Here is a 25,428-nt window from a genome sequence, read left to right as displayed (position 1 = left end):
TTTCAGATCTAATATTGTCCACTCATATCGCAACACTTAGAAATGGAGAAAAGAATGTATCTGGAAATTGCAATGCTTGCCTATTTTGTAGTCCTCTTCCTGACAATTCGAGATATTCGAATATTTAAAAGGACAGGATATCTTTCCTACAGGAAAGGTGCCCTCCGGGGGCTTGCAGCTTCTTCCTTGATCCTATTAGGGGCAATCAGCATTGAGATAAAGCCGGAGCTTGGCCTGCTCATTGTTTTATTCGGGCTTATTATTAACCGCAAAGGAGTAAGAGAACCTGTTTTTAAAAGTGCAGGAACACTTGACCGCTTTCTTGGAAAGACTGATTATGTAAAGAGCAACAGTAGAAAGAAAAGATGAAGAGGCAAGAAAAAACATTTACAGAAAAGGTAGAGACATTCCAAAAAATACTTTTTCACCCCAAAACTTATAAATCTCAAGTCACCTATTAGTCGACGAAATCAGTATAGTCAATTTTTTGAATCCAGTTTCCGCTAAATCATTAATATGAGATAGAAGAAAACCCATGTCATGGAACGCTTCCTTCTCCAGCTTCACGTTAACCGCTTCACGTTAACCAGAATTCACAGGGAAACATGGTTAGACAAACCACAAAAACTTGAATAACTGGAATAAAAAACAAAAACCAAGAGGAGATACGATGGGAAATATAAGACAGACAAACATCAAAAGAACTGCATTTAGCCTGCTTGAAAACTACGGAGAAGTTTTTACAAAAGACTTTGAGACCAACAAAATCCTTATGACAAAGTATACGACCATTGAAAGCAAAGTAATTAGAAACAGGGTTGCAGGCTACGTCACAAGAAAAGTTGCACGCATGAAAGTTTACTGAATAAGTTTACGGAATAGATAAAGAACTTATTTTTAAAGAACTTACTTCCAGGGAATAGGCAGGAGTATCTATATGTTTGAAGGAGCAATGCCTGCCCTGATCACTCCTTTTACAAAAGATGACAGGATTGACAGGGAAGGGCTACGAAGAAATATCGCATTTGTGGAAGAGGGAGGAGTTTCAGGGATCGTACCCTGTGGCACAACCGGAGAATCGGCTACCCTTTCCGCTTTGGAGCATGAAGAAGTAATCGACATTGCAGTGGAGTGCGCAAAGGTTCCTGTAATTGCAGGGACAGGTTCAAACAACACAGAAGAAGCCCTCCAGTTTACAAAGCACGCCGCAGATGCGGGTGTTGATGGCGTACTTCTTATCTCACCTTATTACAATAAGCCCAATCCTGCAGGTCTGCTTGCTCACTTCAAAAAAATTGCAGAGGCAGTAGATATCCCTATGATCCTCTACAATGTCCCCTCCCGGACAGGACAGAACGTGCCTGTGGATGTTATCACCAAACTTGCAAAGGTAGAAAACATTGTAGGAATCAAAGAAGCCAGCGGGAACGTCGGCAAAGTTTCCCAGATCCTCGAGCAGACTATAGATGACGATTTTGTGGTTCTCTCAGGCGAAGATGGGCTGACTCTTCCGATTATTTCCATGGGAGGCAGCGGAGTTATTTCAGTCGTTGCAAATATTGTGCCTGACAAAATGTCGGGAATGGTAAATGCAGCCCTCAAGGGAGATTACGAGACTGCAAGAAAGATTCATTTCGAGATAGCTCCTCTGATACGTGCCCTTTTCCTTGAAACAAACCCAATTCCGGCTAAGAAAGCTGCAGAGCTTGTCGGGCTCGCGAGCGGGCACCTGAGGCTTCCACTCGCTCCCATGAGCGATGCCAACCAGTTAAAGCTTGTAACTGAACTCAAGAAACTGGGGATAATGAGATGATTAACGCAGCAGTACTCGGAGCCTGCGGCAGGATGGGTTCCTTAATTATAGAAAACATTACCTGCTCCACCAACATGCAGCTTGTTGCCGCTTTTGATGTGGGCAACATAGGAAGGGATGCAGGAGAATTTGCCCATGTTGGCAACCTGGGAATCCAGGTTTCAGATGTTAAAGATCTAGAAACCGTCCTGAAAAAGACTCAGGCTGAGGTCCTTATCGACTTTACTATAGCCGGTGCAACCATTGTAAATGCTCCTGTTGCTGCAGGATGCGGAGTAAACCTGATAATAGGAACTACAGGCCTGACTCCGGAACAGCGGGAAGTAATTGATGAAGCGATCCGGAAAAACAAGGTACGTGCAGTCATATCCCCTAACTATTCCGTAGGCGTTAACGTATTTTTCAAGATCATTAAGGAAGCTGCAAAGTATCTTGCAGACTATGACATAGAAATTATCGAAGCTCACCACAACCAGAAAAAAGATGCCCCAAGTGGGACCGCTCTTCGCGCAGCTGATGTGGTCAGTGAAGCTCTGGGCGGCAAAGAATACGTATACGGAAGGGAAGGTCTCGCCCCCCGCGGGAAAGAAATCGGCATCCACGCCTTGCGCGGAGGAGATATCACCGGAGACCATACAGTACTCTTTGTAGGAAATTCCGAAAGGATTGAGATCCGGCATATGGCTCATTCCAGGCAGATCTTTGCCAAAGGCGCAGTCCGTGCAGCCGAATGGATCTGCAAGCAGGAACCTGGGATATATTCCATGGACGATGTACTCGGGCTGTAAGGCTTAGTTTGAAGAAATTAATTGTACAGGCTGTGTCTGAAATCATTCGGACCAACCTCTATTCCAGGCCTTAACCGGCCCAGAGTCCTTCTTTTTCATCTGATTTTCTCGAGTTTTTTCGGACTTTTTGAAAATATCATTATTTCACTGGAAATAATTTTTACGTCAAACGTAGCGAAAATTATAAATTATAGTATATAGGAAATAGGATGGTGCTTACTTTTAGGTACCCGACCCCTGAAGTCTGAAAACACCATATCATCCCACAACACAGACAAGGTTACCTACCTGCAAGCAAATTTCCACATAAAAACCATCCTTTCCAGGAAATGCAGGCTCCAGAAAATGAAAAGCAGCGGCTGAAAAACAGATTCTCATGAACCAGATGGAGCCCTGCAAAACCCGGAAAAACTCATTTTTTGCTGAAAACAAACCTGAAAGGGGTCTTAAACAGCTGTCTCCACTATGGAAAGGGGCTGACCCTCCGCATAATCAGCGTAGAGTTCTACTTCAACAGTGCCCCAAGAATCAACTTTCGTACTATACGTTTCCGTAAACCTGCCGTCCAATGTGAATTTGAATGTGTAATCCACCATTTGAACCCCCATCTCCCGGAACCTGAAGGGTTTGGGATAGCTGATTTTTTCACCAGGGGCCAGTTCGTATGTTTCATTAAGCACGGAATTATTCTCCGAATCAAAGACCTCCACCCTGAGTTCATGCGCCCCTTCATCCATATTTCGGATGCAAAAAAGCGGAGTTGGAGGCCCGACTATGTAATAGGGGTTGGTTATGAACCGCACTACAAAAAATACTGACAGCAACAAAACCAGAATCGACGCACCTATAAAGGCTTTCCTTTTGAGATTTTCCATCGGCTTTTGTTCCTCCAGATTAACTTTGATTCCCATGATCAATTATTTTCAGTAATTCATCAAGGACGACAGTTTCACCCTGGAAGTTTTTGTGGAAGTAAAATCCAAGCCTTCTCAGAAAACGTTGCCTATACATTTAAAATGTAATTTTTATATTCGTTTATAAATCGCCATAGTCGAAAACAAATTTTAACCTTGTTCCATAAATATTTTATGGTCAGATCATCAAACTATTCCAGAGAAAACTTCAGGATCCCCACAATCTGGTAGAAATTTTCATAACTGGAACTCTAAAAAGTTACAAAGATAGAAAGGTATAAATAGTCAACATCTAGATGTTTACTTATGTTCATTCCGGCAGGTGAAAAACAGTTTGAATTCTGGGTCCTGCGCCGAAACGGGCTCCCGAATATCAATATAGCAAAGCGTTTCGGGGTCTCCAGACAGGCAATATCAAGAGCCCTCCTCAGTATGGATAAACGCATTGAAGAAACTCTACTTGAGATGGCCAGAGCAAACAGGATAGAAGTAGAAAAGCTGGACTCAAAGAAAGGGATTCTCTTCGGGAAATCCGTTCCTTTCAAGACCAGCGCAATAGTCTTTGTCTCAGTAAAACATGGAATGCAGGTCTGGTACGAACATGAGGGAGAATGCGGGTCCTGCGAAAGGTACAGGGAATGTATCGAACTCCTCTGGGACTTTGCAGAAGAAATGCAGCTCAAACTCCAGAGTTCGGAAGACCCCACAAAAATAGCTGACGAATTGTTTGAGAAATTAAAAAAATCGATCGAATAGGCCTGGATAAAGGCACGTAAAATTAAAGGAAGGGTAAACGATGGATGTATTTGTAAAAAGTATACGGAAACTAATGGGATGGTGCCCGAATGCAAAAACGCTTGAAACCCAACATTCCATCTGCCCTGAATATTCGGAAGCTGATAACCAATCCAGGGGAAGAGATGCAGGAAATACCCCTATTTTACCCTCTGGTTGGTGGAACAAACGTCATAATAGGTCATTAATAGCTTCCTCCGTGTTTACCCTCTTTTCCATATATTGGATCGGATTCCAGGGAGTTCGTCCCATGGATAAAGGTTTCATGTCCGGGTTAATTTTCGGAATTATCTTTAACCTGACCTTTTGTGTCTGGAGCTGGAATTATCTGGATAACATAAAGAACTCAAGCAAAAAAACAAAAATTATAACTGTATCGTCAAAATGGAGAATTGTAAATCTAATTCTTTCTCTGGTATTTCTGTATCTCTTATTTTCACAATTCAACCGGGGATTCGTTTTGTTTTTAATCTCTGCTTTTTGCTTGATAGGTTTGATGTACTACTTTAAGTTTGATCCAACTCCCCTGGTGTTTCTTTTTTACTTCGGTTCACTCAACACGGCATTTTCATCTGGCATAGCCGGCATTTGTTTGACAGCTTTTCTGTATTACCTTACGGATGTATACTGGGAAAAGAGGAATGGAAAAATAGTGCTTGTATATGACCGTAAAATGTCAGAGATCTGTATCGTAAATGCAGGAGCGGAGTAACAACCATGTCCCTGGAATACATAAAGAAACTGATGGGCTGGTGCCCGAATGCAAAAACACTTGAAACCGGACCTCGAATTAGCCCTGCCAACTTTGAAGCATATGCTCAATCCGGAGGAGAAAAAGCCAGGACTCCTGGGGTTCTGAATCAATTCTCCAGGCTCTTCTCCAGGTTTGACGTCAGAATCCTTCTGCCAATGATTTTCATAACTCCGTTTTACATAAATTCGCTGTTCCGAACAGGTGTAAATGCAGAGGCTCTCCTTTTAGGCCTTTCACTTTCTCTACTTATTTATTTGCTCGGCTGGAAAAAGCAAATGCGACAGTACGATACCCTGGCAAAAAAACCCTTTATTGCTTCTTCCTTTAAAAAAACATTATTCTGGATTTTCTTAGTCCTGATTTTGGGTTTGATTTTGCCTATGGTTTTCCTGTCTTATATCTTGTCTTATATACCCTCTTTTCTTAACGCTCAGTCACTGTATTCTTTCATTGCAGGAGCCTGGATTCTTATGGGGGGAACCTATCTTCAGCTAATTTACTGGGAGAGGAAGAACCATATGAAAATTTATATAAAAAGTGAAGGGGGGTTCCAAAAGCTGTATGCCCTTGGAGAAAAGGCGGGAGAACTGTGAACCTGAATACCGAATACATTAAAAAATTGATGGGCTGGTGTCCGAATGCAAAAACACTCGAAACTCAATATCCCACCCACCCTGAATATTTTAGTGCGAATACCCGGGCCAGAGGTGAAGATTCCGGAGACCCGGAAAATCCCGGTTGGTTTCGGAAACTGAGCAGCAAGTTCCTTCTGGTTGATTCTTTTCTTACACTTGCATATTTCCTTGTAATGGCCCAATTGGGGGCAAATACAGCGGCTTTCCTTGCCGGATTATTCGTTTCCGTAACGTTTTTCATTTTTGCCTGGAAGAAGCAGATGCAAAGCTACGATGCTCTCGCACAAAAACCAGTTCTCGATTATTCAGGCAAGAAAAACCTGTATAGACGACTGTTTCGAATAATAACTCTAGTTTTTTATGCCACACTTTTGTTCTGGATTTTTGCGGGAGGTCCGGAAAGGGATCTTCTCATGAAAGGAACCCTGTCTTTCTTTGCAGGCGGGCTTGTCTCCCTGTGGCTTTGCTATCTCCAGATACTCTGCTGGGAGCGGAAAAACCATAAAACGATCTATCTCAACAAAAGCGGTGGAAAGCGGAAAAGATCGTATGTGATCAGGGAGGAAAGATAAGTGCCTTCAAAACTTGTTGTTTTCGAGCAGATCAAAAAGCTTATGGGCTGGTGCCCTTATGCAAAAACACCTGAAAGCGGGTACCTAATTCCCTCCGGAAATTTTGAAGCAAATGCCCGGGAAGGAAGAGAAAAAACAGGGACATCGAAAACCCTGTATGGGTACAGAAAAGCAAGCACCTGGATGCTCCTGTTAAACGCGATTTTTACCCTCCTGTATCCCGTGCTGCTTACCATAACAGGCCTGAACCGGGGGGCTTTTCTTGCCGGACTTGGCATTTCCATGCTGGTAGGCATCTTCGACTGGAAGAGGCAAATGAAAAGATATGATTCCCTGGAAAAAGAACCGATGCTCGATTACTCCGGCAAGATGAAATTGTTTAAAAAATGGCACGGAATTCCAGGTCTCATATTTTTGCTCCTGACTTTTTACCTTTGGTCTGAGATCAGGAAGTTTGCCCTGCCGTTTCTCTATTCTTTCTTTGCAGGCTCCCTCATTTTCCTGTTGTTCTGTTACCTGCAAATGATTTACTGGGAGCGGAAAAACCACAAAACGCTCTACTTCAAAAGTTGCGGGACCTGGAAAACCTTGTATCTGGTTAAGGAGAGAAAATAGATGCCTGCTAAAGCTGTTGTTTTTGACCAGATCAAAAAGCTGATGGGCTGGTGCCCGGCTTGCAAGAAAATGGCACAGCAAACAAAACAGCCCTTCGATTTTGCAAACGTGACCCCAATTTCCGGAAAAACAGGAAATTCACCGGAATTCAGAACTTCAAATGTAATTTTTCCTGCAAATTCAAATCTGGTTTTTGTACTTTTTTATATAGGCATCAGCCTGCTTCTGAGATATCCGGAGGACATTACACTTTTCCTGGCAGGTGTCTTCCTGCTTAACACCTGTTACTACGTTCTATTTCTCAAAACTTTCGAGGCAGCAGTTCTGGCAGACAGATTCGGGGTACACCTGCAGGTCTTCAGACTGAAGAATTTAGAAATTCCTTATGAAGAGATTGAAAGTGTGGCTTCATACAAGCATGAAAAACGTTCAAAGGAAATGTCCATACTTCTGGGAATTGGAGGAATTGCCATTTGTGGATTCGTGATCTACATGGTTGTAGTAGAAGGAGAATGGAAACCACTTCTGCTATTGATCTCCCTGTTTCCCTTCTTACTGCTTATGCAGAGGAAACAAAAAACCCGGTTATTGGACCTGAATACGCAGCTGTACATAAAAACCAGGCACAAAAAATGGTATGAATGGACTCCTTATTATTCCTTAGTCACAGATGAAGCCTCGGCTGCAGAGCTGAAATCATTTATTGAAAGGCATTTGTGAAGGCGTGTCAATGACTCGCCATTAAAATGGCAAGCATGTGAATAACGGTTAAACCGTTTCCACGTTTGGCTGATTGACATGCAGCCTACTCAGGCAAGATATACCCGCTTGAGCAATGTTACGAGAGGCATTAAGGTCACTATGCATATCAAAACCACAAGCTTTACAATGGTAGGAACTACCTTTCCTGTTACTCTTACGGATATCTCCACATTTGGAGCATTTCTGAGAAGAGTATCTGGGATCAATGTAGATAACAGCCTTACCAAGAGCTTCTGCTTTGTATTCCAAAAACTGAGCAAGCTGATAAAAACTCCAATTGTTGAGTTTTCGAGTAAACTCTTTTCCCTTTCTGGATTGGACTCTTATACTTGTCAGGTCTTCGAGTGCAAAGACGTCATGAGACATGTTAACTATGGTTTTCGAAATGCAGTGATTTACGTCAGTCACAAACCGTCTTTCTTTTCTGCTAATCTTCCTGAGAAGACGTTTAGCAGACTTAGTGCCTTTGGACTGCAATTTCTGTCTGAGAAAAGCATATTTAGCTCTGACATTTTTAATTTGTTTTCCGTTAAAAAAAAACATTGTTAGAGCAAACGGCAATGTTCACGATACCCCTATCAATTCCGAGAACTTTGTTTCCAGAACGTTCAGGAGATTCTTTTCTAAAAATAATATGCAAGAAAAAAGCATCTTTCCTGTTATCGTATTTCAAAGTAGAACTCCTAACTTCCCAATTAACATACTCTTGATAATATTTAGGGACATTGAAAGTTGCTTTGATTCTTCCATTTATAGTAGCAATGCTTACACTTCCATGTTTCAGATGGTAAGTAATTACTCTCTGATTATACCTGATAGCAGCAAAAGGCTTTGCAGTTGGAAGATTTTTAAGTTTGACTCCTTTAAGAGCTTCGCAAGCAACATCTCTAGCTCCCTGAACAAGAGAAGAAGGAAGTTCTGGATGCCTTTCTCGAATATCGTTATAGGTAGCGTGATGGATAGATACCTTACTATTGGTTTTATGTTCAAAACCATATTTAGCGACCTCGTTAAACACAGTGTTAAAAAGAATAATTGTTTTCTTGAGGATAGGTTTATCTTCCTCAGAAACACCGAGTTTAAGTTTAATCGTTCTATCCACATTCATATATTACACATGATACATTATATAGGTAACAGAGGTGTAAAAAGCAGGTATTGGGTGTTGACGCATTCCTCCCGCAGCTAAAGCAACGGGTATCCTGCTTATTTAGCATGAAAGTGCTCTCAAGTACTTTCATTATTTGTGCCTGCTATTCGAAGAGTTTCATGTGCGTTTTATCAGAAAACAAACTCATCATTTTAGACTTTTAATCAGCTCCTGAAAACGCTTTTCGTCCACAACCCTCTGGGTATTGAGCATTTTCTTAAATTCATCGACACTTTTTTCCCCGCCTTTCCCCTCAAGCTTATCTTTCAGCTCCATTGCCGCCCGCAAAAGCCCGACCGCTTCTTCATAAAGGGCTTCTGCCTCAACCCGTGTAAGTTCTTCGGTTTCGAGCAGTTCCTCATCTGCTTTTGCCCTTTCCTTCAGTTTAGGGATAAGAGCCCTGATTTTGGCAGCTTCGTCGGGATTGAGACGTTCTTTTTCCCCAAGATCCCTGACCATGTCCCGGAGCCTATACTCCTCACCCTCAATCTCCACACTTTCAGGGATTTTCTTCCCGGCCCAGGCAAAGTCGCTCCTGAGGCTCCAGAGAAGTCTGTTGCGTTCCTGAGAACCAAGAGATTCTGTTTCGGTTTTGTTTGTTTTTGTCTCATCTTTCAGCATAAATTAATTCCTCAAATCCAGATATACCTTTATGATTACTCCGCAGACCTCATATTCTTTTCCATTCCTGCCTGGAAAACAGTTTCGATCTACATTGAAAGTGACCAAAGAACAGGCAATAGCAATCATGCAGATACCTGTAAAAGGGAACAAGACTTACACGATGTTTGATACACTTGTTGCTGCTAAACTGAATGTAGCTGCTAAATGTCCTTCATGCCAGATAAAGAATACAATCACAGACGCAAACCAGTGGATGGGGGCGGTCCCGTACTTTGGTCCAGCGGGCAGTGGTGTAAAGGCAAGCAGCCCCATGTGGCAGGATCGGACGCAGGTAGGGAGGTGCCCAATTACATCCGGAGAATACCTGTATAAGAAGCTTGATGCCTACAACAATGGGCAGTTATAATAAAAAACAAATGAGCTTAATTAAAGAACAGCATCAACGGAACTAAAACCTCGTTCAATCTTATAATCTTTTACCCCACCGAAAAGCCGGTGGAGTTTTAGGATAAAAAACAGAACAAAAAATTATATTTTTAACCGGATTTAGATTCTCCCTCCGGTTACAGCAATTTATAATAATTTTCAAAAGCTGTACTTTTTTCACGAAAAAATCTAAGGTGAAGTTTTCATAAAAGTTTTTACAGCAAATTTTCCGCAATCTCTTCGGAAATCACGTGATCACAATACAGGCAGTGAAGGGAAACCCCTTCTTCTTCAGACTGCAGTACTGAAAATTTGGATTTAATGGGTTCGCTGCTGTTAGAGATGCAGTTTAGATTCGTACAGCGGACAACGCCTTCCACATAAGACGGAAGCACGACCTCATTTTTCTGAATCACTTTAAAGTCCCTGATGATATTGATTGTAGCTTTAGGAGAAATCAGGGCTATTCTGTTAAGTTCCTCAATACTGAGCTCCTTGCCCTCGATCTTAACAACATCTTTTTTGCCTCGCGCCCCGGGAGCGTTCATCACAAAACTGATAGTTTCCCGAAAAGCACTGGAAATTCCCAGGATGCGCAGAACATTTAGAGCCTGTCCAGCCTTTACGTGATCGATCACAGTCCCGTTTTCGATTGCCTGAACCTTCAGGTTCCTTTTTTCATTCACTCAATCACCCCCATTGCCAGAGCAAGCAATGCCATCCTGATAGGAACTCCATAGAAAGCCTGCTCGAAATAGCGTGCATGAGAGGTTTCATCCACCTCAGGAGAGATCTCATTGACCCTCGGAAGAGGATGAAGGATTTTAAGGTCAGGACCTGCGGCTTTTAAAAGGTCACCTGTGATCCTCAGACTGTTTTTAACCTTTTCATATTCATCAGGATCAGGAAAACGCTCCTGTTGAACTCTTGTCATATACAGGACTTCGACATCCCCTATTATTTCCTCAAGAGAATCGGTTTCCTTTACACAGATATTTTGCTTCCGAAGACCCCGGACAATTTCGGAGGGCATCCTGAGTTCCGGAGGTGAAACAAAGGTCATTTCTGCTCCATAAAGAGACAGGGCATGGCAGAGGGAATGGACGGTTCTCCCGTATTTAAGGTCTCCCGCCATGGCAATTTTCAGGCCTTCAAGATGGCTTTCCCTGCGGATTGTATAGAGGTCAAGAAAAGTCTGGGTAGGATGATGGACAGAGCCGTCTCCTCCGTTGATCACAGGGACACTCGCAACTTCCGTAGCCATTCGTGCCGACCCATCAAGAGGATGACGCAGCACGATAAGATCAGCATATTTACTGATTACGCGGATAGTATCGGCAAGGTTTTCCCCTTTCATGACAGAGCTTGCCTCGACTGAGCCCAGGTTCAGGACCTGACCTCCAAGCCTCCGCGCAGCAACCTCAAAAGACAGCCTTGTTCTTGTGCTTGGTTCAAAAAAAAGAAGCGAAATGATTTTACCATCCAGCAACCGGGACCTTTCCTCGCCCCTTGCCACAGGTTCAAGTTTTTCTGCGGTATCCAGAACATAGTCGATTTCCTCCCGCGAAAAATCTTTCATTGATATGACGTGTCGGTTCTTAAATGACATCCAGTTTTCATAAATGGTTCCCAGAGATATAACCTTTGCTCCGAAACTTTCCCAGGTTAGAGCTGCAACAATTAAGCATCATCTGGCACATCAGTTATGCCATTTCACTTTGATACGTTCTTTATGAATTCAAGCCAGAGCCTGGCATCCCTGACTCTCTGGTTGATAAATTGCTCCTGGAAGCGTTTTGAACTCTCTTTAAGTGCTCCACTCTCAATATCTCTAAGATCCGTTATCGCACGCAATAAGCCTGCAGTCTCGTGGTAGAGAGACTTTGCCTTTTCCTCTGTAAGAGGTGCCTCTTCAAGCTCTTTTTCGTCCTCTTTTTCTTTTTCCGAAATAATATCGATGCATTTATCTATCTGGGACTTTTCGCTTGCAGTAAGGTTTTCTTTCTGAATCAGTCCCCACACGTAGTTATGAAGCGGGTGTTTTTCTCCTTTAATTTCTACATAATCCGGAATACGTTGTCCGACCCAGAAGAGCCGGGAATGTAGAGCTGACAACAACTGCTTGCGTTCCGCATCTGTTATATACTTTTGAGAGGGGTCTTTGTTATCATCTGTTTTAAGGATCTTTTCCATAAACTATCCCCGAACTAGATTGTTCTCCCTTATAAAAAATTTTTTGTGACAACTATTTAGTGATGAGTTTTCAGCTACACGTGTGAAAACTGCAAAAACAAAAACATTCAAAGGAAAAGTAACCAGAATAAAAAGCAATATAGATAATGAAGAGCTCACATATTGAAAATGAGCAGTAAACTATGAACAGAGATAATAAGTAAATCAAAAAGGTAATAAAGGTCATAGTAAAAATTCAGAGCATATAATAAAAATTGAAAAAAATAAAAACAGAAAGGAAACCGATACAAAAACTCAATTTTTCACTTTATTCGGTTTCCCAATAGAGGTGATATTATCGTTCCCATAATTCAGGTTGCACTTGATCTTCTGGAACTTGACCGCTCAGTTGAGATTGCAAAGGAAGCAATCGCAGGAGGCGCTGACTGGATCGAGATAGGGACCCCCCTGATAAAAAGTGAAGGCATGAACGCAATTCGCACCATGAGAAAAGCTTTTTCGGACAGGACAATTCTTGCCGACATGAAAACCGTAGATACAGGAGCAATGGAAGTCGAGATGGCTGCAAAAGCCGGTGCGGATGTAGTAATCGTCCTCGGCAGTGCGGATGATTCTACAGTTCTTGATGCACTCCGTTCAGCCCACAAATATGGAGTAAGGCTGATGGCAGACCTGATATCGGCTCCGGATCCTGTAAAAAGGGCAGTAGAGCTCGAAGCTCTGGGTGTGGACTATGTGAATGTTCATGTAGGCATAGACCAGCAGATGATTGGAAAAGACCCGATATCCATATTAATGGAAATTTCAGAAAAGGTGAGTGTACAGCTTGCAGTAGCTGGAGGACTTGATGCCAAGAGTGCAGCTCAGGCGATCAGGGCAGGTGCCAGGATTGTGATAGTGGGAGGAAACATAACCCGCTCTGACAATGTGACCGAAGCTGCAAGAAAAATAAGACAGAGTGTGGACTCTCCTGGGTCTGTAGATATCCGGAACAGAGTAACCGTAGACCAGGAAATAAGAGAGATCTTTAAGGAAGTCTCAACCTCGAATATTTCGGATGCGATGCACGGAAAAGGGGCAATGAAAGGTATCCACCCTCTTGTAAGAGGGAAAATGATAGGAACTGCAATTACGGTGCAATCTTTTCCCGGAGACTGGGCAAAAACAGTCGAAGCCATTGATCTCGCAAAAGAAGGAAATGTAATAGTAATTTATAATGAAAGTAAGGACATTGCCTGCTGGGGAGGGCTTGCAACCCTGAGCAGTCTGAATAAGGGAATTGCAGGTGTGGTAATAGAAGGGGCTGTAAGAGACATTGACGAGGTGGAAACTCTCGGGCTCCCGATTTATACCAGCAATACAGTTCCCAATGCCGGGGACCCGAAAGGTTTTGGGGAAATCAATGCTGAAATCACCTGTGGAGGCCAGACAGTAAAACCCGGGGATTATATAATCGGCGATGAAAGCGGAGTTGTAGTTGTCCCGGGAGAACGTGCCTACGAACTTGCAAGAAGGGCAAAGGAAGTCAATAAAACCGAAAAGAGAATCTTTGATGAGATCCGGAGAGGTGGAACTCTCTCAGAAATCCTGAAACTCAAGAAATGGGAAAAACTTTGAAAAAAGCCATCCCTGAAAGCCCCTGAAACCCGGAAAAGCAAGAGTAAAAGCCAGGAGTAAAAATCAGGAGTAAAAGCCAGGAGTAAAAATCAGGAGTAAAAGCCAAGAATAAAAATCAGGAGTAAAAGACAGGAATAAAAATCAGGAGTAAAAGACAGGAATAAAAATCAGGAGTAAAAGACAGGAATAAAAACAAAACTAAACTAAGCAAAACTGAAAAAAATACAGAAAAGAATAAAAACCAGTACGAAAAAAGATTGTAACCGGAGAAACACACAAAACAAAAGAGTAGAAAAATATACATGATCGAAATTTTGAAATTGGCAGTCTGCCTGCCTTTTCTCTTTTATTCTTCCTACCTGGACCTGAAAACCCGCAGGGTTCCAAACCGTGTATGGAAGCTTATGCTTTTCTCCCTTTCAGGTTTCTTAATATATGAGATAGTGAATGGAGGAGTATCCTTTCTTCTCCAGTTAGTTTTTTCATTTTTTTCCAGTTTATTTCTGACTTATCTGCTTTTCAGAGTCAGGGTTTTCGGAGGCGCAGATGCAAAAGCCCTGATAGCAATCGGGATTCTGTGTCCGGTTTACCCTGTCCTGGAGTTTTACGGCTACACTTTTCCCCTGCTTGGATTTCCCCCTGCCGGACTCTTTGCACTTACTGTTCTTGAAAATTCCTTATTTCTTACCGCTGCTGTTCCTTTAGGACTTTTCTGTTACAACATCCTTCATTTTACTCCTGATATGCTCAAAAAACCATTTTATATGCTCTTTGCATACAGGATAAAAATTAAGGATCTGCGAAGGCTTCTGGATAAAAGCAGACATATCCGGCTAGCTGAACGTTTTGAACTGAATAACGGGAAGTTATATCCTTCTTTTGCAGGCAGAGGAATTAATGTAAACCATAATATGGTTTCCCGACTTGAATCACACGAGGAGCAGGGACTCCTTGGCAGCACTGTATGGGTAACTCCAGGACTTCCATTCATGCTTCCCATAACAGCGAGTTTTATTATGGCAATTATATTAGGAGATCTCATTTATTATTTCCTGAAGGAACTTTTTGCTTGCTTTTAGTTTCTAAGAGCTTGTCTTAAAATTAAATTTGATTCTACAATGGTGACAGTAATTACCATTTGAACTGAAAAACGATATCATTAAACTGTTAAATGTCTAAAGTGTAATTTTTAACCATGATGTCTAATGTATTTGCTTTCATACATCAAGCGAGTAAGCCTGATGTAATAGATTTACAGTCTGAATTTAAAGTCAGCAATGAACACTATCCAAAATGACCACTATCCAAAATGACCACTATCCAACTGTAGAAATAGTTTGAATTTTAAAACAGCCTCTTAGAGATCTCCTCTCCGAAATACTCGAGGAATGTCCGATGCCTGCACTTATTCTTCGCAGTAGGCTTCAATCTGCCTTAACTACACAATGATGTGCCTTCAGGCATAATAGAGTTAAATAGGAGGATTAGAAAAGTGGATACCCTCCATCACCCTCCTTTTACCCCATTCCCTCTTTTGTAAATTAACTCCAATTACAAGCCTGAGAAACCTATTATTTCCATTCCTTTCCCTATTTGTTTTTTCGTACTCTTTTGTGTTATCCAGTCATTCGCTTATCCCAAACCTTTTTTTCAGGTAATACCCTGAATAGACGGCTCCCACAGGGTTATGAGCGAGCACTCTGTCCTTGACCACCAGTGTCGTAACAGGGGCTTTGGAGTGCTGCGTGAAGAGGATATCGTGCCCGATGCAGAGCCCGACAATGATGTTCAGGTCGGTTTCACTTTCATTCAGGACTTTTGCCTGGCCTATGGGATTGCAGGTTGCTTCAAAGCCTTCCCCGTATAATTTATCGAGACCAAAATCTTCCTTATCAATCCCACAGACCTTGCAGCAGACCGAAAAGACCTCGAAATCCCTGGCAAGAATCCTGTGGATAGTTTTTGCTTCCCTTTGAAGTCCGATGCAGAAGGCAATCCCGAGTTTTTTGTAGCCCATCTTCTGCGCGTAAAGGATAAGTTCTTCAATCCGGGTCTTTTCCATGTAATAACGGGCTTCGATCTCAGCCGAGACCTGCATGGAATTCAGATCCCCACCTTCGTAGGAAATCTCGTCCTTAATGCTCGTGCAGTCCTTTCCTTTATAGCAGTTTTTTTCATCACAGAGTGCGCACTTCATATTTTTGCTCCTTTCTGGGTTACCAAAGTATAGATAACTGATAAAAGTAACTTTGAAGAATCCTGTCTTCTTACTTCATACTCTGAAATTTGGACTCGTCCGGAATTCCAGGTATCCCCTTATCTTACTTTGGATAGTAGTAATTTATAAAAGTAAAAATAAATTTTAAAAAAATGATTCATATTATGAAAAAATAAATTAAGTTGTGCCTTCAAACTGAGAAAGGTATTTTAGATAGAAGGAGCGCGCTTATAAGCTTCAGTTCCTCCTCCGGACAATTATCCCCCATCCGCGCCCTGAGCAGGGAGTCAAACTCAACCTCCAGTACTTCCAGTGCCGTTTTTATTTGCTGCTGCCTTTCAGGAGGCACAAGCCCGTCAATTTTCCTGATCTTTCCGGCAAGTATCAGCCTCTCAAACTGCCGGTACACATTTTTAACACTCAAACTTTCGATTTCTGCAATTTCACCAATATCGAGCCCCTGTAAATAGAGCGAATACGTCTTTTCAAGAGAATCCTTTTCAAAGAGATCAATTTCAGAGGGACCTATTTCAAGAGAGTCCGCCTCAAATGAGCCATTTTCAAAAAAATCGTCAGGACAATTCGTCTTGGGTACATCGGCAACAGCCTCAGGAGAATTTCCTTCAGGGATGATTTCATTAAGGCTGCCAGAAGAAGAATCTGCTTCTAACCAATCCTGGATACTCACATCCAGACACCTTGCTCTCTTTGTAGGCAACCTGTGGACTTCGGGAGGTGTTTTGGGAGGCACCTTGGAAGGTGATGTTTCTGGTACTTTGAGAGATGATATTTTCAAAGCTTTCTCTTTACCGGTTTCCGGAACAGGAGTTTCAATCCCGAGACCTTCGGTTTCAATTTCGAGTTCTGAAAATGTACTTTTGCGGATGGGACTCTTTGGAGCTTTCCTCTTTTTTTCCGGTTCAATCTCACGATCCCCGGAAACCTCAGCTTTCTCTGCAGAAATCAACCCATAGTCGTTACAGTAATCCCTTATCTCCTTAAGGAAATCGTCTCCGTATTTCCGGAGTTTATGGTCTCCTACCCCTGTGATAGAATGAAACTCTTCAGGGCTTTGCGGGAGCTTTGTAGACATCTCTTTCAGGCTGGTATCGGAAAAAATGATGTATGGAGGAAGATTTTTCTTTAAAGCAATCTTTTTTCTCAGGGCTTTTAGCCTCTCAAAAAGAATGGGATCATGCTCTGTTCCCGATTTTGAAAGTTTTCCGGAAGTTGCTTTTTTAAGGACCTCAGAAGCAGTTGAATATCTTTCGGCAGGAAGCTGTGTAGGAAATTGTATATCATCTTCGCCTTTTCCTGTGATTTTGCCTGCAGGTGCTGGCGAAATAGAACCCTCTGGAACAGAACTCCCTTTAACCCCGGCCATAAAACCCTCAGGACAGACAAGTTCAACGCTCTCCGATCCCTTCAAAATTTTCCTGCTCATAGAGTTCAGTTTCAGGACAGGATACTGCGTCCCGCTTACCTCAAAAAGCCCGGTGTTCAACATTTCGGAAGCAAGCGACCTCCACTGATCCTTTGTGAACTCCTTGCCGCTGCCATGAGCTTTCAGTTTATCATGCCGGTTTTGCTTGATCTTTTTATTCTTGGAACCTGTGAGCACATCAATAACGTAATTGGTACCGAAGCGCTGATTCAATTCCTGAATACAGGCAATCAGTTTTCTGGCAGCCTCGGTCCCGTCAAAAGTGTCTTTAGGCCTTAGGCAGGTATCACAGTTACCGCATGCCGCTGGAAACTCTTCCCCGAAATATTTCATGAGAGTCTGGCGCCTGCACTTATTTCCTTCGCAATAGGCTACCATCTGCCTTAACTGCACAAGGGAGACATCCTTTTCTTTCTCATTTGTTTTCTGTGCGATGAAGTACTCAATTTTAAAGCGGTCTCCCCTGCTAAAAAAAAGGATGCATTCACATGGACTGCCGTCCCTGCCTCCACGTCCGGTTTCCTGATAATAGCTCTCAAGGTTCCGGGGAAGGTCGTAGTGTATTACAAACCGGACATTTGACTTGTCAATCCCCATTCCGAAAGCGATTGTAGCCACTATTATGTCCACATGATCTTTTATGAACATCTCCTGGTTTCGAGCACGTTCGGAATCTGAAAGTCCGGCATGATAGGGAAGAGCCCTGAACCCGGCAAGGTTCAGCTTTTTTGTAAGGGTTTCCACGTTGTTCCGGCTCTGGCAGTAAATGATTCCGGCTTCACCCCTGTGCCTGAGCAGGTAATCGGTAATCTCGGAAAAAGTATCTTTCTTGGGCCTGACCTCGTAGTAAAGGTTACTCCGGTTAAAGCTGGCAACATAAGGACCTTTTTCCGGGTCAATAGCAAGTCCGAGCTGAGATATAATGTCTTTTCTGACCCTGTCGGTGGCTGTAGCCGTTAGTGCAATAACTGGCACATCAGGAAAGCCTGTCTTCGGGTCCCTCAGGAGTTTCATTTTCCGGTACTCAGGCCGGAAGTCATGGCCCCATTCCGAAATACAGTGCGCCTCATCGATTGCAAAAAGGCTAACCTTGCCCTTCTTCAGGAACGCAAAAGTCCCTGGCATCATAAGCCTCTCAGGTGCAATATAGAGTATCTTCAACCTGTTTTCAAGAAAAGCTGTTTTAACATCCCGGATTTCTCTGGCACCCTGGGTACTGTTCATGCATGCTGCAGCAATCCCATTTGCCTCAAGCCCGTCAACCTGATCTTTCATAAGGGAAATAAGGGGGGAGACCACGACAGTTACCCCGTCCAGGAGAAGGGAAGGCAGCTGGTAGCAAATAGACTTGCCGCCTCCTGTAGGCATAAGCACGAAGACGTCTTTTTGGTCCAGAACATCCCTGATAATGTCCTCCTGCAGGGGGCGAAAAGCAGTATATCCGAAGTACTGGCGGAGTACAGAGTGCATTCTGGCAGACATCAATACCCTGGACTCAAGTTCATTTTTACTATCTTTCAATACTCCATAATCAATGCCCATTATCTCATCCCTGAATTTGTAGAACTTATACCATGCCAGAATATAAAAATACCAGGAAGATATTTGGAAGTGCACAATAGCTACGCTTATTTGTGAATCCGCGACGCTGTGATGTTTCAGTTTCATCTTATTTAAGTTGCAGGTATGCAGGGTGAAAGTATTTACATTTAGATATCTAAAAAAGTGGTATTCTTTTGCTTTCAAAAAACGAAAGATAAATTTCTTTTTTAAAACCTGGAGAAATAAAAATCTGGAACTTATTTACCAAAGAATTAAGAGCAATACTTTAGAAAGAAATTTATGTGATGATGTCGTTTAACTTTATGGAGAAATCGCTTATGTTTGGAGGATGACCCATATTTGAAACTGGTGAACTTTGGAACTGCAGTCCGGAAGTCAACAAAGGGGACTTCAGGTAAGGCGACCCGTTCATTCCGAATGTTAACCAGAGTTATTCCTTGAACATGAAGAGTGCTCCTGCCCCTATTCCCATCCCCAGGTACCGTAACACTTAAAGTACCCTGACTAAGAGAAAAAAACTCACATGAACATAACGATGATGGTGCCTTTTCTTCATGAGATGATAGGACTTAAGAAGAAAAGGTGAGGCCGCTAAGGCGGAAAAGCAAATGTGGAAGTAAAGAACGGGGGGAATGAAACGGCTACCATACCTCAAAATCAGGCATCCTCAGCGCCTGGGAATCAACGCCTGATAAGAGGTAATAGAATGAGGGGGAAGAAATGTAGCCGCACATGTCAATCTTTACTTCCACCATTTGCAAAATATCTTATTTTAAATACTGGCTCATAATATTTGATTGTCATATAATATTCAGCCGATTTTATATCAGCCGACCTTAATTCTAAGTAAACCTCGCGCCCACCCGCCTCCAAGTGAACAATCATCGGAAACAAACTAAAATGAAATGTTCGAAGAATTAATCTATAAAACTTCACCTTAAAAATTCACGATTAGCCAGCAATAACCATAAGTAGAATAAACAATACTCCCAACATCAATATAAACATCAGAGACATCCATAACTTTAACGCCTTGTCTGTATTCAAAGTTCCAACCCCTCTGTTCTTAGTTTGAGATGTACTGATTTATAAATGCAAGAACAAATATTCAGAAACATGAGTATTTCGTATCAAGTTGAGAATTATAGTTCCAGTTTTGCTATTATTACCCCATGATTTATATATATTTCACTGAACACTCCTATCACCAATTCCCCATCTTTTCGTTATAAATGTTTTTGGAAAAGCTTCGTATATAATTGTTATTTTTTATATTTTGGAAAGGATTAGAAGGTCAGAAAGTGGGGAAAAAAATAGTTAAGAGGAACTTTGAACACAGGAATTATTAATTCCTGAATCATTTCAAAAAAACCTTTTCCAGATCTTCCAGATCAAAAGCTGGAAATTCCAGGTCCGTCTTACCTTCAATACTTTTCGCAACCAGACAGTAGTGCATTTTCCATTTGCCTTTCACCCTGACCGCCTTTTCTCTCAATTTATCCATGATCTGCTCGGCCTCCCACTGGCGAAGATCTTTCCACTTGACCTCGCAGAACAAAAGTGTTAGTTCAGAAAAGGACATTAAAATATAAATTCCTGATAAATATATCTTGATGTGAAACTTTCCTTGACTATACCTTTAAATATCAAAAACCCCATGCACAGACTCATATATCACAATAAAATAGAATCAAATCTTAATAATTTTCATACATTCACCAATCACCATCATTTCTTCAAAGGAATTAGTTTAGCATCATTAAAGGAGCATTTCAATGGTAAAACCCGATAAATTCATTCCAAAAGCAATTGAGAAAATCAGCCAGGAAATAAAAGACGGAAGAGCAATTATTGCGCTCTCGGGCGGCGTGGACAGTTCTGTTTGTGCGGAGCTGGCTTACAGGGCAATCGGAAACAGGCTGCAGCCTATCTATATCGACACCGGGCTCATGAGGAAAGGAGAAACCGAGAGGATAAAGCACATCTTCTCTCACATGAACCTGGACATCGTGTATGCAAAGGATAGGTTCCTTGCAGCCCTGAAGGATATTACTGACCCTGAAGAGAAACGGAAGGCCATAGGCGAGACTTTCATCCGGGTTTTTGAAGACGAGGCAAAGAATCTTGCAGCCGATTACCTGATCCAGGGCACGATCTATCCTGACCGGATCGAATCCGAAGGCGGGATCAAGTCTCACCACAATGTTGGAGGGCTGCCGAGCGTAATGGACTTCAAGAAAATTGTTGAACCTATCGAGGACCTTTACAAGGATGAGGTAAGGGAAGTCGCCTGGGCACTCCAGCTACCGGAAGAGATCTGCGAGAGGATGCCTTTCCCGGGTCCCGGGCTTGCTGTACGCATTCTCGGAGAGGTTACCGAGGAAAAGCTTGAAGTCGTGCGAGAAGCAAACTTCATAGTAGAAGAAGAACTTCTTGATAGGTTCTGCCCCTGGCAGACTTTTGCGGCTGTGCTCGGAAAAGGCACCGGAGTAAAAGGAGATGTCCGGGCTTATGGCTGGATCGTGGCTGTAAGGGCTGTAGGGTCAAGGGACGGAATGACTGCAGAAGCACTCGAACTCCCATGGGAGGTCCTCAAGACCCTCGAATCGAGGATCACTTCCGAAATTCCGAAGGTAGCCAGGGTAGTGTACGATATCACTCCAAAACCACCTGCAACTATCGAGTTTGAGTAAAACCGGAAAAATAAATATTAATCCATAATAGCGAGTTCTAAGCCCATGTCCCTTAATAAAGCAGTACTGGATATCCGGCAGCGGATAAAAATAAAGCCATCACCCACGAATGAACCTGCGGCAAGCTGGACCGGAGCAGACCTTGTAAACGGGGTTCAAACAAATGTCATCACTATAATCTTCAAAAGTGCAGGCTGCCGCTGGGGAAAAGCCGGCGGCTGTACAATGTGCGGCTACGTCTATGAATGTGCAAGTGAGCCCCCGTCTCTCGAAGACTATAGCGCCCAGCTTACAAAAGCAATGAGGAAAGCTGAAAAATTCCCTGAGTTCATGGTCAAGATCTTCACATCAGGCAGTTTCCTTGACGAACAGGAAGTCTTCCCTGAAGCTAGAGATGCGATCCTCAAGACCCTTGCAGATGACCCCAGGGTCGTCAAAGTGCTTGTTGAAACCCGCCCGAACTATGTAACCGAAGAGAATGTACAGGCCTGCCTCAACATCCTTAAAGACAAACCCTTCGAACTCGCATTCGGGCTGGAAACAAGTTCGGATAAGATCCGAAGAGATTCCATTAACAAGGGTTTTACATTCCAGGACTTTGTCCATGCAGCAGAAATTGCAAAAAAATACGGAGTAACCATAAAAACTTACCTTATGCTCAAACCTCTCTTCCTTTCCGAAAAGCAGGCGATGGAAGACATCATACGCTCCATAGATGATGCAGCTCCTTATTCTGACACCATATCCATCAACCTCTGCAACGTCCAGAAAGGCACCCTTGTCGAAGCTCTCTGGGAAAAAGGCCAGTATCGCCCGCCCTGGCTCTGGAGCATAGTAGAGGTCCTGAAAAAAGCAAAGACCGCCCATCCAGACCTCCCCCTCATGTCCGATCCCGTCGGCGCAGGCTCAAAACGCGGCCCCCACAACTGTAAAATATGCAGCCCGGAAGTTGCAGATTCTCTCAGGACTTTCTCACTCACCCAGAACCCTGCAGACCTCAGCACAACAGACTGCAAATGTAAAGAACTCTGGAAAAAAGTCCTGGAAATCGAAGACTTCACCTACGGAACTCCTATTTTAGATTAATGGGAGAAAAAAGGGAGAGGGAAAGATTCCTGAAGATGCAAAGGAAAATGCTTCCGGGGATAAACAGGAAAAAAATAAACCGGAAAATATAGGAACAGATAAGGAAAACAGGAGTCAGGAAAATATTCCTGACCCTCCGACAGGAGAGAGTGTTCACCTTCTTCCCCTCCTTACTGTAAACTTCATAGGGACTCTGGGTTTCAGCATTGTTCTCCCCTTCCTTGTATTTCTGGTAAACCGGCTTGGAGGCAATGCTTTCATTTACGGGCTTACAAGTTCCATGTATCCTGTTTTCCAGCTCATAGGCGCCCCTATTCTCGGCAGGTGGTCTGACATTTACGGGCGTAAAAAAATCCTTCTTTTAAGCCAGCTGGGAACCTTGCTTTCATGGATTATCTTTCTTGCAGCCCTCTTTCTCCCGGCTTCCATCCTTTTTAAAGTTGATTCTGAAGTCCTGGGAACTTTTGTCTTCACCCTGCCCCTTGCAGTACTCTTCTTTGCCCGGGCTCTTGACGGGCTGACCGGAGGAAACGTGTCCGTAGCCAATGCCTATCTGGCAGACATTACCGAAGAAAAAGACAGGAACCGGAATTTCGGAAAAATGTCGATTTCCTCAAACCTCGGGTTCATAGTGGGCCCTGCCCTTGCCGGGCTTTTGAGCGTAACAGCATACGGAGAAGCAGCTCCAGTCCTGGGCGCAGTGATAATTTCACTTATAGGGACAGCACTTATCATATTTTATATCCCTGAAAACAAAGAGTGTTCTCTTAAGGAACCTGCCGATTCTGAGGACATACGAAAAGTCTTTGGCTACGAAATAAAGGAGTGCAGGGCTGCGCGGGAAACCGGAAAGCCTTCCTTCAGAGAAGTTTTAAAGCTTCCGAATATCCCTTATATGTTCGGGCTTTACTTTCTCATATTTCTCAGCTTCAATATTTTCTACACCGCTTTTCCCTTACATGCAATCGCAGCCCTTGACTGGGGGATCGCAGAAATGGGAATATACTTTACTGTTCTGAGCGCCCTTCTGATAATTGTGCAGGGATCTATTCTCCCAGGACTTTCAAAAAGATATTCAGATGCCTCGCTTATAATAGTCGGAAGTCTGATGCTCGGCACGAACTTCCTGCTGCTTATCCCCGGAAACCTCTTTCTTACCTATCTTGCAACAGGGTTTTTCGCGCTTGGAGACGGGTTTATGTGGCCTTCTTTCCTCTCCCTTTTATCAAAAATTGCAGGAAGAAATTACCAGGGCACGGTACAGGGGTTTGCCAGCAGTTTTGGAGGGCTTGCAAGTATAACAGGGTTGATCCTCGGCGGGCTATTATATGAATTGTTTGCAGGAAGATCCTTTTTGCTTGCAGGTATGGTAATTTATATCGTATTTTTACTCACTTTCAGGCTCAGGCGATTTGAGAAAGAGCTAAAAACTGAACCTGACATTTTATCCTTCGGGCTCAGCTGATAAAAACCACTAAAATTCAGACACTCAGGTTCAAAAAAATTCGTGATTTATACAAACTAATTATGCCCGCAAAGCAAAGAGTTTGATACCAAAGAAAAACGGGTGGAAACTGGAAAGAACGACAGGTTCTCGATTATTTACATTCCGGTAGATCCGAATGCTGTAATCGATTTATGTGAACTATCATTTCCAGGAAAATGGAAGCACTCTGAGAAATGTTGACAGAAAATTATATGAAAATGTGTCATATAAAAACCCGATTTTGCTTGAGTTTCCAAAAAAAAAGAATCCGCATACAAACTTAACGTAATGATAGAAGATAAAAGATGGGCTGTGCTATACAAAAGCTGGATGGAGGTTCACGCCGGTTCAGAGGAGATGAAATGAGGAGAAAGCAGAAAAACCAAACTATAGAAGCAAGTAGAAAAACCAAACTGTTTAAGTAAATATGGCTATATATTGAAAATGGATTCGATTCAAGTAAAGAACTCCAGAATGCAGCCTCAGAGTAGAGAAAAATATCAAGGTAAAGAAAAGTAGGGCTGAAAAACCCAGACTAATAAAAAATCCAAAATAGGACACGGTAAAATGTTCGGCTATTCCCTTATTCTCATTATTTTCGGATTTGTTTTTCTTCTGTCTTTTATTCTCTGGGCCTGGACCCTTGTTGACTGCCTGCGAAAAGAAACGGATAAAGGGAATACACGCCTTATTTGGGTTATAGTTATTGTTTTTACGTATATTGTAGGAGCTTTTCTTTACTACCTTATCAGGCAACCCAAAAGAGTCAAAGAACTCGGCAGATAATTCAAGAAAGAATTAAGGTGATTCCTGAAAGAAGGTGATTCCTGAAAGGCTGTTTGAAAGTCTGAAAAGGCTGCATTTGAAGGATAGAATATCAAAAATATGGAAAACAAGGCTTTCATACCTGATATCCGGAGGAATCTCGGAACTCATCATTATCGGATAATCACCTCTACCATCAGTCCGATGGAATTCAACGCAGCTCCCTCCATAAGGATAGATATTCCTACAACTACCAGAACCAGCAGGATAATCAGGAATGTATTGCTTTTGCCTTCTCTGTCTGTGATACTTTAACCCCCTTTAAACCAAACCTGAATTTATCGGTTAAAATAATCAGCTAAAATAATCAGATAGAATAATCAGATAGAATAATCAGATAGAATAATCAGATAGAATAATCAGATAGAATAATCAGATAGAATAATCAAGCTTCATGTCCACTGCTTATTATTTTCTTCTTTTTCCCCGTACATGCTTTGAGATAAATTTGATTC

28 protein-coding genes are annotated in these 25,428 nt (G+C 42.6%); 18 read left to right on the top strand and 10 right to left on the bottom strand.

Annotated features, from left to right (window positions below):
- Positions 1-54: 54 nt before the first annotated feature.
- The 4 genes from MSWHS_RS10415 to dapB all read left to right on the top strand — a co-directional run bounded on the left by MSWHS_RS10415 (position 55) and on the right by dapB (position 2,601).
- Positions 55-369: a hypothetical protein gene (locus MSWHS_RS10415; RefSeq protein WP_048129962.1), complete on the top strand. Its 315-nt coding sequence runs from the start codon at positions 55-57 to the stop codon at positions 367-369.
- Positions 370-670: 301 nt separating this feature from the next.
- Positions 671-865: a 30S ribosomal protein S17e gene (locus MSWHS_RS10410; protein ID WP_048129963.1), complete on the top strand. Its 195-nt coding sequence runs from the start codon at positions 671-673 to the stop codon at positions 863-865.
- Positions 866-937: 72 nt separating this feature from the next.
- The gene (dapA, locus tag MSWHS_RS10405; protein ID WP_048129964.1) at positions 938-1,813 is read left to right on the top strand and encodes a 4-hydroxy-tetrahydrodipicolinate synthase; all 876 of its coding nucleotides are present in this window, start codon (positions 938-940) and stop codon (positions 1,811-1,813) included.
- Entirely contained in the window at positions 1,810-2,601 is a 792-nt protein-coding gene (gene dapB / locus MSWHS_RS10400; protein ID WP_048129965.1) for a 4-hydroxy-tetrahydrodipicolinate reductase, read from the top strand. Before dapA ends, dapB begins: the two co-directional genes overlap by 4 nt.
- A gap of 446 nt (positions 2,602-3,047) precedes the next feature.
- Here dapB and MSWHS_RS10395 read toward each other — a convergent pair whose 3' ends face one another.
- The gene (locus MSWHS_RS10395) at positions 3,048-3,476 is read right to left on the bottom strand and encodes a hypothetical protein (RefSeq protein WP_048159629.1); all 429 of its coding nucleotides are present in this window, start codon (positions 3,474-3,476) and stop codon (positions 3,048-3,050) included.
- A gap of 345 nt (positions 3,477-3,821) precedes the next feature.
- Between MSWHS_RS10395 and MSWHS_RS10390 the strand changes: the two genes are divergently transcribed.
- Genes MSWHS_RS10390 through MSWHS_RS10365 form a run of 6 tightly spaced genes read left to right on the top strand, consistent with a single transcriptional unit; the run spans position 3,822 to position 7,606 of the window.
- Positions 3,822-4,271 (top strand): hypothetical protein, encoded by a 450-nt coding sequence (locus MSWHS_RS10390; protein ID WP_048159021.1) that lies wholly within the window; start codon positions 3,822-3,824, stop codon positions 4,269-4,271.
- Positions 4,272-4,311: 40 nt separating this feature from the next.
- A complete protein-coding gene (locus MSWHS_RS10385; protein ID WP_048159020.1) occupies positions 4,312-5,022 on the top strand; it encodes a DUF1673 domain-containing protein in 711 nt (236 codons plus the stop codon).
- A gap of 5 nt (positions 5,023-5,027) precedes the next feature.
- Positions 5,028-5,657, top strand: coding sequence for a DUF1673 domain-containing protein (locus MSWHS_RS10380; RefSeq protein ID WP_048129968.1), 630 nt, complete (start codon positions 5,028-5,030; stop codon positions 5,655-5,657).
- A complete protein-coding gene (locus MSWHS_RS10375; protein ID WP_048129969.1) occupies positions 5,654-6,271 on the top strand; it encodes a DUF1673 domain-containing protein in 618 nt (205 codons plus the stop codon). The genes MSWHS_RS10380 and MSWHS_RS10375 overlap by 4 nt, the downstream gene beginning before the upstream one ends.
- A complete protein-coding gene (locus MSWHS_RS10370) occupies positions 6,272-6,886 on the top strand; it encodes a DUF1673 family protein (RefSeq protein ID WP_052722692.1) in 615 nt (204 codons plus the stop codon).
- Positions 6,887-7,606: a DUF1673 family protein gene (locus MSWHS_RS10365; protein ID WP_048129970.1), complete on the top strand. Its 720-nt coding sequence runs from the start codon at positions 6,887-6,889 to the stop codon at positions 7,604-7,606.
- Positions 7,607-7,654: 48 nt separating this feature from the next.
- Here the strand turns inward: MSWHS_RS10365 and MSWHS_RS21595 are convergent, their stop codons facing one another.
- From MSWHS_RS21595 to MSWHS_RS10355, 3 genes are all read right to left on the bottom strand, one after another.
- Positions 7,655-8,191 (bottom strand): RNA-guided endonuclease TnpB family protein, encoded by a 537-nt coding sequence (locus MSWHS_RS21595; RefSeq protein WP_231585390.1) that lies wholly within the window; start codon positions 8,189-8,191, stop codon positions 7,655-7,657.
- The gene (locus MSWHS_RS21590) at positions 8,178-8,756 is read right to left on the bottom strand and encodes a hypothetical protein (RefSeq protein WP_231585389.1); all 579 of its coding nucleotides are present in this window, start codon (positions 8,754-8,756) and stop codon (positions 8,178-8,180) included. The genes MSWHS_RS21595 and MSWHS_RS21590 overlap by 14 nt, the downstream gene beginning before the upstream one ends.
- Before the next feature lie 189 nt (positions 8,757-8,945).
- Positions 8,946-9,419 carry a DUF5788 family protein gene (locus MSWHS_RS10355; protein WP_048129972.1) on the bottom strand — a complete coding sequence of 158 codons (474 nt, stop codon included), beginning with the start codon at positions 9,417-9,419 and terminating at the stop codon, positions 8,946-8,948.
- A 31-nt stretch (positions 9,420-9,450) separates the two neighbouring features.
- On the opposite strand from MSWHS_RS10355, the gene MSWHS_RS10350 reads away from it, so the two are divergent.
- Positions 9,451-9,828, top strand: a complete 378-nt coding sequence (locus tag MSWHS_RS10350) for a hypothetical protein (RefSeq protein ID WP_156148222.1) — start codon at positions 9,451-9,453, stop codon at positions 9,826-9,828.
- Positions 9,829-10,063: 235 nt separating this feature from the next.
- On the opposite strand, the gene pyrI is transcribed toward MSWHS_RS10350, so the two are convergent.
- From pyrI to MSWHS_RS10335, 3 genes are all read right to left on the bottom strand, one after another.
- Positions 10,064-10,534 (bottom strand): aspartate carbamoyltransferase regulatory subunit, encoded by a 471-nt coding sequence (pyrI, locus tag MSWHS_RS10345; protein ID WP_048129974.1) that lies wholly within the window; start codon positions 10,532-10,534, stop codon positions 10,064-10,066.
- A complete protein-coding gene (gene pyrB / locus MSWHS_RS10340) occupies positions 10,531-11,457 on the bottom strand; it encodes an aspartate carbamoyltransferase (RefSeq protein ID WP_048129975.1) in 927 nt (308 codons plus the stop codon). The genes pyrI and pyrB overlap by 4 nt, the downstream gene beginning before the upstream one ends.
- A gap of 104 nt (positions 11,458-11,561) precedes the next feature.
- Positions 11,562-12,041 carry a DUF5788 family protein gene (locus tag MSWHS_RS10335; protein ID WP_048129976.1) on the bottom strand — a complete coding sequence of 160 codons (480 nt, stop codon included), beginning with the start codon at positions 12,039-12,041 and terminating at the stop codon, positions 11,562-11,564.
- A gap of 369 nt (positions 12,042-12,410) precedes the next feature.
- Between MSWHS_RS10335 and hxlA the strand changes: the two genes are divergently transcribed.
- Both hxlA and MSWHS_RS10325 read left to right on the top strand, forming a co-directional pair.
- A complete protein-coding gene (gene hxlA / locus MSWHS_RS10330; RefSeq protein WP_048129977.1) occupies positions 12,411-13,658 on the top strand; it encodes a 3-hexulose-6-phosphate synthase in 1,248 nt (415 codons plus the stop codon).
- 320 nt (positions 13,659-13,978) lie between these two features.
- Positions 13,979-14,737 carry an A24 family peptidase C-terminal domain-containing protein gene (locus MSWHS_RS10325; RefSeq protein ID WP_231585388.1) on the top strand — a complete coding sequence of 253 codons (759 nt, stop codon included), beginning with the start codon at positions 13,979-13,981 and terminating at the stop codon, positions 14,735-14,737.
- A 545-nt stretch (positions 14,738-15,282) separates the two neighbouring features.
- Here the strand turns inward: MSWHS_RS10325 and MSWHS_RS10320 are convergent.
- From MSWHS_RS10320 to MSWHS_RS10310, 3 genes are all read right to left on the bottom strand, one after another.
- Positions 15,283-15,855 carry a DUF1847 domain-containing protein gene (locus MSWHS_RS10320; RefSeq protein WP_048129979.1) on the bottom strand — a complete coding sequence of 191 codons (573 nt, stop codon included), beginning with the start codon at positions 15,853-15,855 and terminating at the stop codon, positions 15,283-15,285.
- Positions 15,856-16,066: 211 nt separating this feature from the next.
- Entirely contained in the window at positions 16,067-18,862 is a 2,796-nt protein-coding gene (gene recQ / locus MSWHS_RS10315; protein ID WP_052722691.1) for a DNA helicase RecQ, read from the bottom strand.
- Between the two features lie 1,378 nt (positions 18,863-20,240).
- The gene (locus MSWHS_RS10310) at positions 20,241-20,465 is read right to left on the bottom strand and encodes a hypothetical protein (protein ID WP_048159017.1); all 225 of its coding nucleotides are present in this window, start codon (positions 20,463-20,465) and stop codon (positions 20,241-20,243) included.
- Between the two features lie 193 nt (positions 20,466-20,658).
- On the opposite strand from MSWHS_RS10310, the gene guaA reads away from it, so the two are divergent.
- The 5 genes from guaA to MSWHS_RS20360 all read left to right on the top strand — a co-directional run bounded on the left by guaA (position 20,659) and on the right by MSWHS_RS20360 (position 25,228).
- On the top strand, positions 20,659-21,576 hold the full coding sequence (gene guaA / locus MSWHS_RS10305; RefSeq protein WP_048129981.1) for a glutamine-hydrolyzing GMP synthase: 918 nt from the start codon (positions 20,659-20,661) through the stop codon (positions 21,574-21,576).
- Between the two features lie 45 nt (positions 21,577-21,621).
- Complete coding sequence (locus tag MSWHS_RS10300) at positions 21,622-22,662, top strand: archaeosine biosynthesis radical SAM protein RaSEA (RefSeq protein WP_048129982.1); 1,041 nt, start codon at positions 21,622-21,624, stop codon at positions 22,660-22,662.
- Positions 22,663-22,786: 124 nt separating this feature from the next.
- On the top strand, positions 22,787-24,127 hold the full coding sequence (locus MSWHS_RS10295) for an MFS transporter (RefSeq protein WP_048129983.1): 1,341 nt from the start codon (positions 22,787-22,789) through the stop codon (positions 24,125-24,127).
- Positions 24,128-24,715: 588 nt separating this feature from the next.
- Positions 24,716-24,934: a PLDc N-terminal domain-containing protein gene (locus MSWHS_RS10290; protein WP_048129984.1), complete on the top strand. Its 219-nt coding sequence runs from the start codon at positions 24,716-24,718 to the stop codon at positions 24,932-24,934.
- 99 nt (positions 24,935-25,033) lie between these two features.
- Positions 25,034-25,228 (top strand): hypothetical protein, encoded by a 195-nt coding sequence (locus MSWHS_RS20360; protein ID WP_156151216.1) that lies wholly within the window; start codon positions 25,034-25,036, stop codon positions 25,226-25,228.
- Positions 25,229-25,428 lie beyond the last annotated feature (200 nt).

Origin of the sequence: Methanosarcina sp. WWM596 (assembly GCF_000969965.1) — an archaeon.
Lineage (GTDB): Archaea > Halobacteriota > Methanosarcinia > Methanosarcinales > Methanosarcinaceae > Methanosarcina.
The sequence above is the reverse complement of the archived record's forward strand: the minus strand, read 5'-3'. Positions and strand labels throughout refer to the sequence as shown.

Excerpts from the sequence above, each read along its gene's own strand:
- MSWHS_RS10355 (WP_048129972.1), bottom strand. The coding sequence starts at position 9,419 with ATGCTGAAAGATGAGACAAAAACAAACAAAACCGAAACAGAATCTCTT.
- dapB (WP_048129965.1), top strand. The coding sequence starts at position 1,810 with ATGATTAACGCAGCAGTACTCGGAGCCTGCGGCAGGATGGGTTCCTTA.
- guaA (WP_048129981.1), top strand. The coding sequence starts at position 20,659 with ATGGTAAAACCCGATAAATTCATTCCAAAAGCAATTGAGAAAATCAGC.
- MSWHS_RS10350 (WP_156148222.1), top strand. The coding sequence starts at position 9,451 with ATGATTACTCCGCAGACCTCATATTCTTTTCCATTCCTGCCTGGAAAA.
- MSWHS_RS10335 (WP_048129976.1), bottom strand. The coding sequence starts at position 12,041 with ATGGAAAAGATCCTTAAAACAGATGATAACAAAGACCCCTCTCAAAAG.
- MSWHS_RS10300 (WP_048129982.1), top strand. The coding sequence starts at position 21,622 with ATGTCCCTTAATAAAGCAGTACTGGATATCCGGCAGCGGATAAAAATA.
- MSWHS_RS10385 (WP_048159020.1), top strand. The coding sequence starts at position 4,312 with ATGGATGTATTTGTAAAAAGTATACGGAAACTAATGGGATGGTGCCCG.
- dapA (WP_048129964.1), top strand. The coding sequence starts at position 938 with ATGTTTGAAGGAGCAATGCCTGCCCTGATCACTCCTTTTACAAAAGAT.
- MSWHS_RS10380 (WP_048129968.1), top strand. The coding sequence starts at position 5,028 with ATGTCCCTGGAATACATAAAGAAACTGATGGGCTGGTGCCCGAATGCA.
- MSWHS_RS10415 (WP_048129962.1), top strand. The coding sequence starts at position 55 with ATGTATCTGGAAATTGCAATGCTTGCCTATTTTGTAGTCCTCTTCCTG.
- MSWHS_RS10395 (WP_048159629.1), bottom strand. The coding sequence starts at position 3,476 with ATGGAAAATCTCAAAAGGAAAGCCTTTATAGGTGCGTCGATTCTGGTT.
- recQ (WP_052722691.1), bottom strand. The coding sequence starts at position 18,862 with ATGGGCATTGATTATGGAGTATTGAAAGATAGTAAAAATGAACTTGAG.
- MSWHS_RS20360 (WP_156151216.1), top strand. The coding sequence starts at position 25,034 with ATGGAAAACAAGGCTTTCATACCTGATATCCGGAGGAATCTCGGAACT.
- pyrB (WP_048129975.1), bottom strand. The coding sequence starts at position 11,457 with ATGTCATTTAAGAACCGACACGTCATATCAATGAAAGATTTTTCGCGG.
- MSWHS_RS10320 (WP_048129979.1), bottom strand. The coding sequence starts at position 15,855 with ATGAAGTGCGCACTCTGTGATGAAAAAAACTGCTATAAAGGAAAGGAC.
- MSWHS_RS21590 (WP_231585389.1), bottom strand. The coding sequence starts at position 8,756 with ATGAATGTGGATAGAACGATTAAACTTAAACTCGGTGTTTCTGAGGAA.
- MSWHS_RS10390 (WP_048159021.1), top strand. The coding sequence starts at position 3,822 with ATGTTCATTCCGGCAGGTGAAAAACAGTTTGAATTCTGGGTCCTGCGC.
- MSWHS_RS10290 (WP_048129984.1), top strand. The coding sequence starts at position 24,716 with ATGTTCGGCTATTCCCTTATTCTCATTATTTTCGGATTTGTTTTTCTT.
- MSWHS_RS10365 (WP_048129970.1), top strand. The coding sequence starts at position 6,887 with ATGCCTGCTAAAGCTGTTGTTTTTGACCAGATCAAAAAGCTGATGGGC.
- MSWHS_RS10310 (WP_048159017.1), bottom strand. The coding sequence starts at position 20,465 with ATGTCCTTTTCTGAACTAACACTTTTGTTCTGCGAGGTCAAGTGGAAA.
- MSWHS_RS10410 (WP_048129963.1), top strand. The coding sequence starts at position 671 with ATGGGAAATATAAGACAGACAAACATCAAAAGAACTGCATTTAGCCTG.
- MSWHS_RS21595 (WP_231585390.1), bottom strand. The coding sequence starts at position 8,191 with ATGTTTTTTTTTAACGGAAAACAAATTAAAAATGTCAGAGCTAAATAT.